Source organism: Pseudomonas sp. 20-5 (assembly GCF_056782835.1).
In genome coordinates this window covers 3,875,913-3,890,291 of sequence record NZ_CM165584.1, presented here as the reverse complement: position 1 = coordinate 3,890,291, position 14,379 = coordinate 3,875,913, and the positions used below count along the sequence as shown (strand labels likewise).

15 protein-coding genes are annotated in these 14,379 nt (G+C 65.6%); 2 read left to right on the top strand and 13 right to left on the bottom strand.

Going from position 1 to position 14,379, the window contains the following annotated elements; translation table 11 throughout:
- Positions 1 to 100: 100 nt before the first annotated feature.
- The 13 genes from AC1RB9_RS17855 to ccoN (AC1RB9_RS17795) all read right to left on the bottom strand — a co-directional run bounded on the left by AC1RB9_RS17855 (position 101) and on the right by ccoN (AC1RB9_RS17795) (position 12,302).
- Positions 101 to 784: a sulfite exporter TauE/SafE family protein gene (locus AC1RB9_RS17855; RefSeq protein ID WP_003087270.1), complete on the bottom strand. Its 684-nt coding sequence runs from the start codon at positions 782 to 784 to the stop codon at positions 101 to 103.
- The gene (gene ccoS, locus AC1RB9_RS17850; RefSeq protein ID WP_003087273.1) at positions 777 to 986 is read right to left on the bottom strand and encodes a cbb3-type cytochrome oxidase assembly protein CcoS; all 210 of its coding nucleotides are present in this window, start codon (positions 984 to 986) and stop codon (positions 777 to 779) included. The genes AC1RB9_RS17855 and ccoS overlap by 8 nt, the downstream gene beginning before the upstream one ends.
- Positions 965 to 3,400: a heavy metal translocating P-type ATPase gene (locus tag AC1RB9_RS17845; RefSeq protein WP_003449837.1), complete on the bottom strand. Its 2,436-nt coding sequence runs from the start codon at positions 3,398 to 3,400 to the stop codon at positions 965 to 967. The genes ccoS and AC1RB9_RS17845 overlap by 22 nt, the downstream gene beginning before the upstream one ends.
- Positions 3,397 to 3,936: a FixH family protein gene (locus AC1RB9_RS17840; RefSeq protein WP_003114667.1), complete on the bottom strand. Its 540-nt coding sequence runs from the start codon at positions 3,934 to 3,936 to the stop codon at positions 3,397 to 3,399. The genes AC1RB9_RS17845 and AC1RB9_RS17840 overlap by 4 nt, the downstream gene beginning before the upstream one ends.
- Before the next feature lie 11 nt (positions 3,937 to 3,947).
- Positions 3,948 to 5,363, bottom strand: a complete 1,416-nt coding sequence (gene ccoG / locus AC1RB9_RS17835; RefSeq protein ID WP_003087288.1) for a cytochrome c oxidase accessory protein CcoG — start codon at positions 5,361 to 5,363, stop codon at positions 3,948 to 3,950.
- A gap of 217 nt (positions 5,364 to 5,580) precedes the next feature.
- The gene (ccoP, locus tag AC1RB9_RS17830; protein ID WP_003087292.1) at positions 5,581 to 6,537 is read right to left on the bottom strand and encodes a cytochrome-c oxidase, cbb3-type subunit III; all 957 of its coding nucleotides are present in this window, start codon (positions 6,535 to 6,537) and stop codon (positions 5,581 to 5,583) included.
- On the bottom strand, positions 6,534 to 6,719 hold the full coding sequence (locus AC1RB9_RS17825; RefSeq protein WP_003087298.1) for a CcoQ/FixQ family Cbb3-type cytochrome c oxidase assembly chaperone: 186 nt from the start codon (positions 6,717 to 6,719) through the stop codon (positions 6,534 to 6,536). The genes ccoP (AC1RB9_RS17830) and AC1RB9_RS17825 overlap by 4 nt, the downstream gene beginning before the upstream one ends.
- 5 nt (positions 6,720 to 6,724) lie before the next feature.
- Positions 6,725 to 7,336 (bottom strand): cytochrome-c oxidase, cbb3-type subunit II, encoded by a 612-nt coding sequence (gene ccoO / locus AC1RB9_RS17820; protein WP_003087303.1) that lies wholly within the window; start codon positions 7,334 to 7,336, stop codon positions 6,725 to 6,727.
- Between the two features lie 14 nt (positions 7,337 to 7,350).
- Positions 7,351 to 8,778 carry a cytochrome-c oxidase, cbb3-type subunit I gene (ccoN, locus tag AC1RB9_RS17815; RefSeq protein WP_003087306.1) on the bottom strand — a complete coding sequence of 476 codons (1,428 nt, stop codon included), beginning with the start codon at positions 8,776 to 8,778 and terminating at the stop codon, positions 7,351 to 7,353.
- Positions 8,779 to 9,141: 363 nt separating this feature from the next.
- A complete protein-coding gene (gene ccoP, locus AC1RB9_RS17810; RefSeq protein WP_003087308.1) occupies positions 9,142 to 10,068 on the bottom strand; it encodes a cytochrome-c oxidase, cbb3-type subunit III in 927 nt (308 codons plus the stop codon).
- A complete protein-coding gene (locus tag AC1RB9_RS17805) occupies positions 10,065 to 10,250 on the bottom strand; it encodes a CcoQ/FixQ family Cbb3-type cytochrome c oxidase assembly chaperone (protein ID WP_003087314.1) in 186 nt (61 codons plus the stop codon). The genes ccoP (AC1RB9_RS17810) and AC1RB9_RS17805 overlap by 4 nt, the downstream gene beginning before the upstream one ends.
- A 5-nt stretch (positions 10,251 to 10,255) precedes the next feature.
- Positions 10,256 to 10,864 (bottom strand): cytochrome-c oxidase, cbb3-type subunit II, encoded by a 609-nt coding sequence (gene ccoO, locus AC1RB9_RS17800; RefSeq protein WP_003087318.1) that lies wholly within the window; start codon positions 10,862 to 10,864, stop codon positions 10,256 to 10,258.
- A 10-nt stretch (positions 10,865 to 10,874) separates the two neighbouring features.
- Positions 10,875 to 12,302 (bottom strand): cytochrome-c oxidase, cbb3-type subunit I, encoded by a 1,428-nt coding sequence (gene ccoN, locus AC1RB9_RS17795; RefSeq protein WP_003087322.1) that lies wholly within the window; start codon positions 12,300 to 12,302, stop codon positions 10,875 to 10,877.
- Between the two features lie 187 nt (positions 12,303 to 12,489).
- On the opposite strand from ccoN (AC1RB9_RS17795), the gene AC1RB9_RS17790 reads away from it, so the two are divergent.
- Positions 12,490 to 13,122 (top strand): alpha/beta hydrolase family protein, encoded by a 633-nt coding sequence (locus AC1RB9_RS17790; RefSeq protein ID WP_003105994.1) that lies wholly within the window; start codon positions 12,490 to 12,492, stop codon positions 13,120 to 13,122.
- A gap of 88 nt (positions 13,123 to 13,210) precedes the next feature.
- Complete coding sequence (gene cprA, locus AC1RB9_RS17785) at positions 13,211 to 14,368, top strand: cationic peptide resistance protein CprA (RefSeq protein ID WP_003087328.1); 1,158 nt, start codon at positions 13,211 to 13,213, stop codon at positions 14,366 to 14,368.
- Positions 14,369 to 14,379 lie beyond the last annotated feature (11 nt).

Genomic DNA, 14,379 nt, shown 5'->3' with positions numbered 1-14,379 from the left:
AGTCGGGAAGTCTAGGGATTGCGCCGGGAAGGCCTGTTGATTTGTATCAAGCGGGTGAATGTATACAGGATGTGTCGCCCGATGTTGGGACGGGCGTCCGTCAATGCCCCATCAGCCAGGCCTGGTGCGGTCCTGGGAGGGTCCAGAGGCCGAAGAGGATGACCATCAGGCCGCCCACGATGCGTACGCCGCGACGGCGCAGCAGGGCGGTCACCCGTTCGGCGGCCATGCCGGTGGCCAGCAGAACCGGCCAGGTGCCGAGGCCGAACGCCAGCATCAGCAGCGCGCTGTCCAGTGCCGATCCCTGGCTGGTGGCCCAGAGCAGGGTGCTGTAGACCAGCCCGCAGGGCAGCCAGCCCCAGATCGCTCCGAGCAGCAGGGCCCGTGGCAGACTGGAGACCGGCAGCAGGCGCCGGGCGAAGGGTTCCAGGTGGCGCCAGAGGCCGCGACCGAGCGCCTCGACGCGGGTCAGGCCGCTCCACCAGCCGGCCAGGTAGAGTCCCATGGCGATCAGCAGCAGCCCGGCGACCACCCGCAGCGCGCCGGCCAACGGGGTGCGCGCCACCGCCCAGCCGGCCAGGCCGAGCAGCAGGCCGGCGCAGGCGTAGCTGAGGATGCGGCCGAGGTTGTAGGCCAGCAGCAGGCGCAGACGACGGCCGCGCTGTTCGGCGGGAATGGCCAGGGTCAGGGCGCCCATCAGGCCGCCGCACATGCCCAGGCAGTGGCCTCCCCCGAGCAGGCCGAGGATCAGCGCGGAAACCAGCAGCGGCGCCAGTTCAGCCACGCGGTCGGTCCTCGGGTTTCGACGGCTTCTCCGCTTCGTCGACGCCGGCCTGGTGCTTCGGGTCTTCGTCGTCGAAGAGAATGCTGTGGGCGGGGCCGTCGAGATCGTCGTACTGGCCGCTGTCCACCGCCCAGAAGAACACGTAGATGGCGATGGCGACGATGACGATCGCGACGGGGATCAGGATGTAGAGCGCGGCCATACGGACCTCGGCGAAGGGATTCGGGTCAGCCGCAGGGCGTTGACCACCACCAGCAGCGAACTGACCGACATGCCGATCGCCGCCCAGCCCGGGGTGATCCAGCCGAGCGCGGCGAAGGGCAGGACCAGGCCATTGTACAGGCTGGCCCAGGCCAGGTTCTCGATGATGATATGGCGGGTGCGGCGCGCCAGCCGGAAAGCCTGCACCAGGCTGTCCAGGCGGTTGGACAGGAGCACCGCGTCGGCGCTGGTCTTGGCCAGGTCGGTGGCGCTGCCCATGGCGACGCTGATGTCGGCACCGGCGAGCACCGGTACGTCGTTGACTCCGTCGCCGAGCATCAGCACCCGGCGGCCCTCGCCGTGCAGGCGTTCGAGCATGGCCAGCTTGTCGTCCGGGGTCAGGCCGCCGCGGGCTTCGTCGATGCCCAGTTCGGCAGCGACGCTGGCGACCATCGGCGAGGCGTCACCGGATAGCAGGAGGGTGCGCCAGCCGCGCGCCTTGCAGGCGGCGAGCAGGGCGGGGGCGTCGCTGCGCAGGCGGTCGTCGAGACCGAACCAGGCCAGCGGTCCCTGCTCGTCGCCGAGCAGCAGCCACTGTCCGGAGTCGCCGGGCATCGCGGGCGTGGCGCTGCCGCCCAGGTTGCTGACGAAGGCGGCCTGGCCGATGCGCAGGCGGCGGCCTTCCACCAGGCCTTCGAGGCCCAGTCCCGGATGGCTTGCGACGCTGTCGGCGGCCTCCGGCGCACGGCCGAAGGCGCGGGCGATGGGGTGTTCGGAACGGTTCTCGAGGGCGGCGGCGAGGGCCAGGCAGCGATCCGCGTCGAGATCGCGCAGGGGTAGCACCTGCTTGAGCGTCAGGCGGCCTTCGGTGAGGGTGCCGGTCTTGTCGAAGATTACCGTGTCGATGTGGTTCAGCCCTTCCAGCACGTGCCCGCGCGTGATCAGCAGGCCGAGCTTGTGCAGGCTGCCGGTGGCCGCGGTGAGCGCGGTGGGCGTGGCCAGCGACAGGGCGCAGGGGCAGGTGGCGACCAGCAGCGACAGCACCACCCAGAAGGCGCGCTGGTGGTCGACCTGCCACCACAGCGCGCCGACCGCTGCGGCGACCAGCAGGACGATGAGCAGGAACCACTGCGCCACCTTATCGGCCAGTTCCGCCAGGCGCGGCTTGTCCGCCTGGGCGCGTTCCAGCAGGCGGACGATGGCCGACAGGCGGCTGTCGTCGCCAAGGGCGCCGACCTCGACGGTCAGCGGCCCCTCGACGTTCAGGGTACCGCCGGTGACGGCGTCGCCGGCCTGGCGTGGATGGGGCAGGTACTCGCCGGTGAGCAGCGACTCGTCGACGCTGGACTGGCCGTCGAGGATCACTCCGTCGGCCGGCAGCACGGCGCCTGGCGGTACCAGTACGCGGTCGCCGACGCGCAGTTCGCTGAGCAGGATGCGCTCGCCCTGGTTGGCGGCGTCCAGGCGCAGGCAGGACGCCGGCAGCAGGTTGACCAGTTGCGCGGTGGAGGCGGCGGTGCGCTCCCGCGCGCGGCGTTCGAGGTAGCGGCCGGCGAGGAGGAACAGGGCGAACATGCCGACCGCGTCGAAATACAGCTCGCCCTGGCCGGTGATCGTCGACCAGATGCCGGCGACGTAGGCGCCGCCGATCGCCAGCGACACCGAGACGTCCATGGTCAGGTGGCGGGTGCGCAGGTCGCGCAGGGCGCCACGGAAGAACTGGCCGCAGCAGTAGAAGACGATCGGCGTGGTGAGGATCAGGCTGACCCAGCGCAGGATGCGGTCCATGCCGGCGGAAAGGTCGAGGTTGAATTCCGGCCAGGTCGCCATCACCGCCATCATCACCTGGATCCACAGCAGCCCGGCGACACCGAGCTGGCGCAGGGCGCGGCGGTTCTCCATGGCCAGGCGCTCGGTGGCGCGGTCGGGTTGGAAGGGATGGCCGGCATAGCCGATCTGGCGCAGTTCGCCGAGCAACTGGCTGAGCGGCAACTGGCTGTCCTGCCAGCGCACGTGCAGGCGATGGTTGGACAGGTTGAGCCGCGCCTCGGCCACGCCAGGCAACTGGCGCAGGTGCTTCTCGATCAGCCAGCCGCAGGCGGCGCAACTGATGCCTTCGATCATCAGGCTGGTTTCCGCCAGCTCGCCCTCATGGCGGACGAAGCCGCCCTGTACGTCCGGGCGGTCGTAGAGCTGCAACTCTTCGCTGAGCGCCTTGGGCAAGGCTTCGGGATTGGCGGCGTTTTCGCTGCGGTGCCGGTAGTAGCTTTCCAGGCCGCCGGCGACGATGGCCTCGGCCACCGCCTGGCAGCCCGGACAGCACATGGCCCGCGTCTCGCCGAGCACGCGGGCCTCGAAGCGGCTGCCGGCGGGGACCGGCAAGCCGCAGTGGTAGCAGGGCAGGGGGGCGCTCATGGGCGCTTCGCTTCTGCTCCCTGGAGCGGTTCGTCACCCAGCTCCATGACCACGGTCGGCGATACCACCTCTTCCTCGAAAAGACGCCACTGGCCGCTGCCTTCCTGGCCGAGCAGTTCGACGAAGCGACGGCCCTCGACGGCGTCGGTCAGTTGCCCGACGTAGCGCTCGCGGTCGGAGTTGCTGCGCAGCAGCTCCACGCGGCGGTCCTTCTCCGGCTGGGTCGGCGAGATCAGGTTGAGGGTGAGCCGATCCGGACGGCTGTTGCCGGTCAGGCGCACTTCGACTTCGCCGGTCAGGTCGTCGACCTTGACCTTGGCGTGCACCTGCAGGCGTACGGCCAGGTTCTCGCGTTCCAGGGAGCGGTTGATGCCCTTGCCGGCCTCGTAGTAGTTGTCGGTGACCAGGGTGTCCTGGTTGCGCACCGCGATGGTGACCAGGCTCAGCCCGAGCACCACCGAGGTCGCCAGGAGGGCCACGATGAACCAGGCCCAGAAGTGTTTGTACCAGGGTTGAGGGTGGGTCTCGGACTGCATGCTCAAGTTACTCAACGGGTGCGTGGGCCAATGAAGCGACTCTTCGCTTCTTTATGGATGCTCGGGTCGTCGGCCGACTCGATGGTGAAGACGATCTCGTTGGTGGTCGAAGGCAGCTTCTCCGGCTCGATGGACAGTTCCATCGGCAGGTTGAGGATGTCGCCCGCCGCCACCTTCAGCTCGCGCCGGCCTTCCAGGGTCAGGCCTTCGAGGCCCTTGGCGCCGAGGATGTAGGTGTGGTCCTGCTGATCCTTGTTCATGATCTTCAGGCTGTACACGTTCTCGATGCGGCCGAGTTCGTTCTCGCGGTAGAGCACGCGGTCCTTGCTGACGTCGAAGCCGACCAGCGGACGCAGGACCACCGCGGTGATCAGGGCGGAGATCATCAGCACCAGGGCGATGGCGTAGCCGATCAGGCGCGGCCGGGCCAGGTGGGTCTTCTGGCCGTTGAGGTTGTGCTCGGTGGTGTAGCTGATCAGCCCTTTCGGGTAGTTCATCTTCTCCATGATGCTGTCGCAGGCGTCGATGCACGCCGCGCAGCCGATGCACTCGATCTGCAGGCCGTCGCGGATGTCGATGCCGGTCGGGCAGACCTGCACGCACATCGTGCAGTCGATGCAGTCGCCCAGGCCCTGGGCCTTGTAGTCGAGGGACTTCTTGCGCGGGCCGCGCTTCTCGCCACGACGCGGATCGTAGGAGACGATCAGGGTGTCCTTGTCGAACATCACGCTCTGGAAGCGCGCGTAGGGGCACATGTAGATGCACACCTGCTCGCGCAGCCAGCCGGCGTTGCCGTAGGTGGCCAGGGTGAAGAAGCCGACCCAGAAGTAGGCCCAGCCGTCGGCCTGGCCGGTGAGCAGCTCGGGAATCAGCTCGCGGATCGGCGAGAAGTAGCCGACGAAGGTCAGGCCGGTGACCAGGCCGATCAGCAGCCACAGGCTGTGCTTGGCGGTCTTGCGCAGCAGCTTGTTGCCGCTCATCGGAGCCTTGTCCAGCTTGATGCGCTGGTTGCGGTCGCCTTCGGTGACCTTCTCGCACCACATGTAGATCCAGGTCCACACGCTCTGCGGGCAGGTATAGCCACACCAGACGCGACCGGCGAACACGGTGATGAAGAACAGGCCGAAGGCGCAGACGATCAGCAGCCAGGAAAGCAGCATGAAGTCCTGCGGCCAGAAGGTGGCGCCGAAGATGTAGAACTTGCGCTCGGGTAGGTCCCACCAGACGGCCTGGCGGCCGCTCCAGTTGAGCCAGACGGTACCGAAGTAGAGGAGGAAGAGCGCCGCACCGCCCACCATGCGCAGTCGGCGGAAGATACCGGTGAAGGCCCGGGTGTAGATCTTCTCGCGCTTGGCGTAGAGATCGTTGTTATTGGTGTCGCCCTTGGCAGGCGGGGTGACGTCTTGAACGGGAATCTGTTTGCTCATCAGTGCGTACCACGGCAGTGGGGGGCGCCCGGCCGGTACATGCCGACAGGGTCAGAAAATAGTTGCACGCCTACTGATTATACGCCTGATCTATCAGGCTTTTTGCGGTAACTGTGCGACTTTTGGTCGCGTATTGTCCCATTCGCGCTTTTCTTTTGCACAAAATAAAACGGCGCCGGGGTTGCCGGCGCCGTCTGGGTCGTGGGGGAGGGAGCGCTTATTCGGCGCTCTTCTCGCCGTGCGACAGGCTGTATACGTAGGCGGCCAGCAGGTGCACCTTGTCGTTGCCCAGGTGTTCCTGTTGCGCCGGCATCACACCCTGGCGACCGTAGCGGATGGTCTGCTGCAGTTGCGCGAAGCTGGAGCCGTAGATGAACGCGCCGGGGTGGGTCAGATCGGGAGCGCCCATCGCCGGGGTGCCCTTGCCTTCCGGACCGTGGCAGGCGACGCAGGTGGTAGCGAAGACCTGCTTGCCGGCCTCGATGTCCGCCTTGGCGCCTTCCGGCAGCTTGCGGCCATCCATCTGGGTGAGGACGAAAGCGGCGACGTTCTTCACGCCTTCCTCGCCGATCACTTCACCCCAGGCCGGCATGGCGGCGTGGCGGCCAGCCATGATGGTGGTCTTGATGGTTTCCGGCTCGCCGCCCCAGCGCCAGTCGGCGTCGGTCAGGTTGGGGAAGCCGTAGGCGCCCTTGGCGTCGGAGCCGTGGCAGATCGAGCAGTTGGAGGCGAACAGGCGACCGCCCATTTTCACCGCCTGCGGATCCTTGGCGACTTCCTCGATGGGCATCGCGGCGAACTTGGCGAAGATCGGGCCGTATTTCTCGTCGGCCTTGGCCATTTCCTTTTCCCACTGGTGGACGCCGGTCCAGCCTTTTTCCTTGTCGGCGAATTCGTCGGCGGACTGGTAGCCCGGCATCAGGCCTTTCCAGGTGCCCAGGCCCGGGTACAGGGCCAGGTAGCCCACGGCGAACACCAGGGTGCCGACGAACAGCATGAACCACCACTTCGGCAGCGGGTTGTCGTACTCCTCGATGCCGTCGTAGGAGTGGCCCACGGTCTCGTCGGTGGTGCTGCTGCGCTGGCCCTTGCGGGTGGCGAAGATCAGCCAGGTCAGCGCCAGCAGGGTGCCGAGGGTGAGAGCTGTAATGTACAGACTCCAGAAGGTCGTCATTCTTTGTTACTCCTAGAAGCTTGCTCGACGTGCTTTTTGGCTTCGGGATCGTCTGCGAAGGGCAGCATCGTCGCTTCGTCGAAGCTTTTCTTGCGCTTGCCGCTGTAGGCCCAGATCACCAGGCCGATGAAGGCGACCATGATCACCACGGTGCCCAGTCCACGCAGAGTCCCGATATCCATCACACTCACCGTTTGCTCTTGATAGAGGTTCCCAGGCCTTGAAGGAACGCCACCAGGGCGTCCATCTCGGTCTTGCCCTTCACGGCTTCACGTGCACCGGCGATGTCCTCGTCGGTGTAAGGCACGCCCAGCTTGCGCAGGACTTCCATCTTGGTGGCGGTGTCCTTGCCATCAAGCTTGTTCTCTACCAGCCACGGGTAGGCAGGCATCTTCGACTCGGGCACCACGTTGCGCGGGTTGTACAGGTGCGCGCGGTGCCAGTCGTCGGAGTAACGGCCGCCGACGCGGGCCAGGTCCGGGCCGGTACGCTTGGAACCCCACAGGAACGGGTGGTCCCAGACGCTTTCACCGGCGACCGAGTAATGGCCGTAGCGTTCGGTCTCGGCACGGAACGGACGGACCATCTGCGAGTGGCAGCCGACGCAGCCTTCGCGGATGTAGATGTCGCGACCTTCCAGTTCCAGGGCGGTACGCGGCTTCATGCCTTCGACCGGGGTATTGGTCACGTCCTGGAAGAACAGCGGAACGATCTGGGTCAGGCCGCCGATGCTGACGGCGATCACCATGAAGATGGCCAGCAGGCCGACGTTCTTCTCGAGTATTTCGTGGTTCTTCATTTACGTCGGGCTCCTCAGGCGATCTGCGCGGCGGCTTCGTATTCGGCCGGCTTGGCAGCACGCACGGTGCGCCAGGTGTTGTAGGCCATCAGCAGCATGCCGGTGAGGAAGAAACCACCGCCGATCATGCGCACGATGAAGCCCGGGTGGCTTGCGACCAGTGCTTCAACGAAGGAGTAGGTCAGGGTGCCGTCCTCGTTGACCGCGCGCCACATCAGGCCCTGGGTGATGCCGTTGACCCACATCGAGGCGATGTACAGCACGGTACCGATGGTGGCCAGCCAGAAGTGCGCGTTGATCAGACCGATGCTGTGCATCTGCGGACGGCCGAAGACTTTCGGGATCAGGTGGTAGAGCGAGCCGATGGAGATCATCGCCACCCAGCCGAGGGCGCCGGCGTGCACGTGGCCGATGGTCCAGTCGGTGTAGTGGGAGAGGGCGTTGACGGTCTTGATCGCCATCATCGGGCCTTCGAAGGTGGACATGCCGTAGAAGGCCAGGGATACCACCAGGAAGCGCAGGATCGGGTCGGTGCGCAGCTTATGCCAGGCGCCGGAGAGGGTCATCATGCCGTTGATCATGCCGCCCCAGCTCGGTGCCAGGAGGATCAGCGACATCACCATGCCCAGCGACTGCGCCCAGTCCGGCAGCGCGGTGTAGTGCAGGTGGTGCGGGCCGGCCCAGATGTACAGGGAGATCAGCGCCCAGAAGTGGACGATGGACAGGCGATAGGAATAGACCGGACGCTCGGCCTGCTTGGGCACGAAGTAGTACATCATGCCGAGGAAGCCGGTGGTCAGGAAGAAGCCCACGGCGTTGTGCCCGTACCACCACTGGACCATCGCATCGGTGGCGCCGGAGTAGGCGGAGTAGGACTTGAACCAGCTCACCGGCAGCGACATGTGGTTGACGATGTGCAGCATCGCCGTCACCAGGATGAAGGCACCGTAGAACCAGTTGCCCACATAGATGTGCTTGACCTTGCGCTTGACGATGGTGCCGAAGAACACGATCGCGTAGGTGATCCAGACGATCGCCAGGAGGATGGCCAGCGGCCATTCCAGTTCGGCGTATTCCTTGGAGGTGGTGAAACCCTGCGGCAGGGTCAGCACGGCGCCCACGATCACGGCCTGCCAACCCCAGAAGGTGAAGGCCGCCAGCGTGTCTGAAATCAGTCGGGCTTGCGAGGTACGTTGCACCACGTAGTACGAGGTGGCGAAGAGGGCGCACCCACCGAAGGCGAAGATCACCGCGTTGGTGTGCAGGGGGCGAAGGCGGCCGAAGCTCGTCCACGGCAGGTCGAAGTTCAATTCGGGCCATACCAGTTGGGCGGCGATCAGGACACCGAGACCCATTCCAATGACCCCCCAGACCACCGTCATAACGGCGAACTGGCGGACCACCTTATAGTTATAAGCAGTCTGACTGATTGCTGTGCTCATGCTAGGGGTTCCACGGTTAATGGACTTTTTTAGGGACAAAAAATCGGCGGCAAGTATGGAGAAAGCGGGTGGGCATTGCAACGCGCCAGGCCAGGGGCGACGCCAGTTTGATGCCTGCTTCAGAGCGCTTTCCAAGGCGGCCGTATGGCTTTTTGGCGCTATCCGGGCGAGTGGGTTCGGCCGGTGAAGTTAGGTGTCCCGTCGCTCTGCCGGAGAGGGACGAATGCAGAGCAGCTTAGACGCGATTGAAAAGGATGGGTAGGAAAGGCGTCCGCTGGTGCGACACTTCGTCGCGCCGCCTGGGACTAAGGTCTGAGACCGGGGGAAGGACCCGCGCCCGGGAGGGCGCGGGTGGAGGAGGGGTCAGTTGCTGCCCTGGTTGTGCGACAGGTTGTAGATGTAGGCGGCCAGGATGTGCACCTTTTCCTTGCCCAGGTAGGGCTCCTGGGCCGGCATCTGGCCCTGGCGGCCATGGCGGATGGTTTGTTGGAGCTGGGCGTAGCTGGAGCCGTAGATGAACGCGCCGGGGTTGGTCAGGTTCGGCGCGCCGACCAGGGCGGTACCCTTGCCTTCCGGGCCGTGGCAGGCGACGCAGTTGACCGAGAAGATCTGCTTGCCGGCCTCGACGTCGGCCTTGGTGCCTTCCGGCAGCTTCAGCCCGGCGAGTTCGGTGCGGACGTAGGCGGCGACGTTCTTCACCCCGTCTTCGCCGAGGATGTCGCCCCAGGCCGCCATGATCGCGTGGCGACCGCCGAGGATGGTGGTCTCGATGCTCTGCGGGTCACCGCCCCAGCGCCACTCGTTGTCGGCCAGGTTGGGGAAGCCGAGGGCGCCCTTGGCGTCGGAACCGTGGCAGATCGAGCAGTAGGTGGCGAACATGCGGCTGCCCATCTTCATGGCGTGCTCGTCCTTGGCCACTTCCTCGATGGGCATGGCGGCGTACTTGGCGAAGATCGGCCCGTACTTCTCCTGGGCGATGTTCATCTCGCGTTCCCACTGCTTGTCCTGGGTCCAGCCGCCCTCGTAGCCCGGCAGCACGCCTTTCCAGTTACCCAGGCCCGGGTACAGGACCAGGTAGCCGACGGAGAAGACGATGGTGCCGATGTACAGCATGAACCACCACTTCGGCAGCGGGTTGTCGTACTCCTCGATGCCGTCGTAGGAGTGGCCCATGGTCTTTTCGGTAGTACCCTTGGCCTCGCCCTTGCGGGTGGCGAAGACCAGCCAGAGCAGGGCGATCAAGGTACCGACGGTAAGAGCTGTGATGTACAGACTCCAGAAGGTGGTCATTCTTTGTTACTCCTAGAAGCTTGCTCGACGTGCTTTTTGGCTTCGGGATCGTCTGCGAAGGGCAGCATCGTCGCTTCGTCAAAGCTCTTCTTGCGTTTGCCGCTGTAGGCCCAGATCACCAGACCGATGAAGGCGACCATGATCAGCAGCGTGCCGAGTCCTCGCAGCGTCCCGATATCCATTGCCGTCACCGTTTGTTCTTGATCGAGGTGCCGAGCACCTGCAGGTAGGCGACCACGGCATCCATTTCGGTCTTGCCTTTCAGCGAGTCCTTGGCGCCCTTGATGTCTTCGTCGGTATAGGGCACGCCGAGGGTGCGCATCACTTCGAGCTTCTTCTCGATGTCCTTGCCGTCGAGCTTGTTCTCCACCAGCCACGGGTAGGCCGGCATCTTCGACTCGGGCACCACGTTGCGCGGGTTGAACAGGTGTGCGCGGTGCCAGTCGTCGGAGTAGCGGCTACCGACGCGGGCCAGGTCCGGACCGGTACGCTTGGAACCCCACAGGAAGGGGTGGTCCCAGACGCTCTCGCCGGCCACCGAGTAGTGGCCGTAGCGTTCGGTTTCGGCGCGGAACGGACGGATCATCTGCGAGTGGCAGCCGACGCAGCCTTCGCGGATATAGATGTCGCGGCCTTCCAGTTGCAGCGCGGTATAGGGCTTCATGCCTTCGACCGGGGTGTTGGTCACGTCCTGGAAGAACAGCGGCACGATCTGGGTCAGGCCGCCGATGCTCACGGCCACGGCCATGCATAGCGCCAGCAGGCCGACGTTCTTCTCGAGTATTTCGTGTTTCATGCTCGGCTCCTCAGGCGATCTGTGCGGCGGCTTCGTATTCGGCCGGCTTGGCGGCACTGACGGTGCGCCAGGTGTTGTAGGCCATCAGGAACATGCCGAGCAGGAAGATGAAACCGCCGAGCATGCGCACGATGAAGCCGGGGTGGCCGGCGGCCAGCGCTTCGACGAAGGAGTAGGTCAGGGTGCCGTCCTCGTTGACCGCGCGCCACATCAGGCCCTGGGTGATGCCGTTGACCCACATCGAGGCGATGTAAAGCACGGTACCGATGGTGGCCAGCCAGAAGTGCGCGTTGATCAGGCCCAGGCTGTACATCTTCTCGCGGCCGAAGACCTTCGGGATCAGGTGGTAGAGCGAGCCGATGGAAACCATCGCGACCCAGCCGAGGGCGCCGGCGTGTACGTGGCCGATGGTCCAGTCGGTGTAGTGGGAGAGGGCGTTGACGGTCTTGATCGCCATCATCGGGCCTTCGAAGGTGGACATGCCGTAGAACGCCAGGGACACCACCAGGAAGCGCAGGATCGGGTCGCTGCGCAGCTTATGCCAGGCGCCCGAGAGGGTCATCATGCCGTTGATCATGCCGCCCCAGCTCGGCGCCAGGAGGATCAGCGACATCACCATGCCCAGCGACTGCGCCCAGTCCGGCAGCGCGGTGTAGTGCAGGTGGTGCGGGCCGGCCCAGATGTACACCGCGATCAGCGCCCAGAAGTGGACGATGGACAGGCGGTAGGAGTAGACCGGACGCTCGGCCTGCTTGGGCACGAAGTAGTACATCATGCCGAGGAAGCCGGCGGTGAGGAAGAAGCCCACGGCGTTGTGCCCGTACCACCACTGGACCATGGCGTCGGTGGCGCCGGCGTACAGCGAGTAGGACTTGGTGAAGGTCACCGGCAGCTCGAGGTTGTTCACCACGTGGAGCATGGCGACGGTGAGGATGAACCCGCCGAAGAACCAGTTGCCCACATAGATGTGCTTGACCTTGCGCTTGACCAGGGTGCCGAAGAACACCACCGCGTAGGCGACCCAGACCACCGTGATCAGGATGTCGATCGGCCATTCCAGCTCGGCGTACTCCTTGGACGAGGTGTAGCCCAGCGGCAGGCTGATGGCGGCCAGCAGGATCACCAGTTGCCAGCCCCAGAAGGTGAAGGAGGCGAGGGTGTCGGAGAACAGTCGCACCTGGCAGGTGCGCTGCACCGCGTAGTAGCTGGTGGCGAACAGTGCGCAACCGCCGAAGGCGAAGATCACCGCGTTGGTGTGCAGCGGGCGCAGGCGGCCGAAGCTCGTCCACGGCAAGCCGAAGTTCAGGTCGGGCCATACCAGCTGGGCGGCGATCAGGACACCGACGGTCATGCCGACGATGCCCCAGACCACGGTCATGATGGCGAATTGGCGGACCACCTTGTAGTTATAGGCGGACTCTGGGTTAGTGGTGCTCATGCTATGGGCTTCCATCCACGGTTATACGCTATGGCTTTTTCCGGCAGTTGGGATGCCGGGCGTCCCCCCATTGGGGCTGGTCTAATTGGCGTAATTAGCGAGAGGAAGCATGGATAATGGGGCGTTATGAAATATTGATCGGGATCAATTGGCTTCCCGACCCCCACTGCATACGAGGTGTGGCAAGTTGTCGCTGAAATGGAACCGCCCGGCCGGCTCGCTGTCGGCCACCCTGATTCTCGCCCATGGCGCCGGGGCGCCGATGGACAGCCCGTTCATGGAGCGCATCGCCGAACTGCTCGCCGCCCAGGGCATCGCCGTCGCGCGCTTCGAGTTTCCCTACATGGCCCAGCGCCGCGAGGACGGCCGCAAGCGTCCGCCGAATCCGCAGGCGCAGTTGCTCGACTGCTGGCGGCGAGTCCATGCGCAGGTCCGCGAGACCCTGGACGGGCCCTTGGCCCTGGGCGGCAAGTCGATGGGCGGGCGCATGGCCAGCCTGCTGGCCGACGAGCTGGGCGCGGATGCCCTGGTCTGCCTCGGCTACCCGTTCTACGCCGCCGGCAAGCCGGAGAAGCCGCGGGTCGCGCACCTCGCCGGGCTGCGCACGCCGACCCTGATCGTCCAGGGCGAGCGCGACGCCCTGGGCAACCGCGAGGCGGTGGCGGGCTATGCGCTGGCGCCGACGATCCGCCTGCACTGGCTGGCCGCGGCGGACCACGACCTCAAGCCGCTGAAGGCCTCCGGCCTGACCCACGAGCAGCACCTGGCGGCAACGGCGCGGGAGGTGGCCGGCTTCCTTCGCGGGCTCCAGGGCCATTAACGGTTCCTTAAGGCATCCCCTCATAAGCTGCGGCGCAACCACCCTCGCATCGAGGCGTGGGCGACTGACTTCTCTGAGGGGGGAAGACATGAACATGCATGCCGACGGTGAGCAGATCACCGCTATCGATACCCGCGAACGCATCCTGCTGACGGGGGCCACCGGCTTTCTCGGCGGTTCGGTCGCCGCCCAGCTGATCGCCGCCGGGCACGGCGCCAACCTGTCCTTCCTGGTCCGCGCCGAATCCCGCCAGCAGGGGCTCGAACGCCTGCGCGGCAACCTGCTGATGCATGGCGTCGACGAAGCCGACTGCCTGGCACTGCGGGCGGAGCAGATCCTCTGCGGCGATTTCCTCGACACCTCTTGGCTGGCCCGCGAGACGCCGCGCCTGATGCAGGTGGAGCGGGTGATCAATTGCGCCGCCGTGGCGTCGTTCTCGAAGAACCCGACCATCTGGCCGGTCAACGTCGACGGCACTTTCGCCTTCGCCGACGTGCTGAGCCGTTCGAAGCGACTGAAGCGTTTCCTCCACGTCGGTACCGCGATGTGCTGCGGACCGCAGCGAGAGTCGCCGATCAGCGAGTCCTGGGAATTCCCGGCGGCGGAGCAGCAACTGGTGGACTACACCGCGTCCAAGGCGGAAATCGAGCGGCGCATGCGCGAGGAACTGCCGGGCCTGCCCCTGGTGGTGGCGCGGCCATCCATCGTGGTGGGCCACCGTACCCTTGGCTGCCAGGCCTCCGGCAGCATCTTCTGGGTCTTCCGCATGGGCTTCGCCCTGGAAAGCTTCACCTGCGGCCTGGACGAGCAGATCGACGTGATTCCGGTCGACTACTGCGCCGAGGCGCTGATCGGCCTGGCGCTGAAGCCGTGCCTGGGGCACAGCCTCTATCATATCTCCGCCGGCCATCGCGCGGCCTGCACCTTCGGCGAGATCGACGAGGCCTTCGCCCGCGCCAACGGGGCGGCGCCGGTAGGCGAGCGCTACCGCAAGGTGGAGGTGGACGACCTCAAGGAACTGGCGAAGAGCTTCGAGTCGCGCATCGGCCCGGCCAATCCGCGTCTGGTCCTGCGCGCGTTGCGCTTGTACAGCGGCTTTGCCGACCTCAACTACCTGTTCGACAACAGCCGTCTGCTGGAGGAGGGGATCTCCGCGCCGCCGCGCTTCACCGACTACCTCGACGTCTGCGTGCAGTCGTCAAGCGCGGTAAGCATCCCGGCGCAGATGCAATGGGACTTCAAGTGACGGCAGGTGCG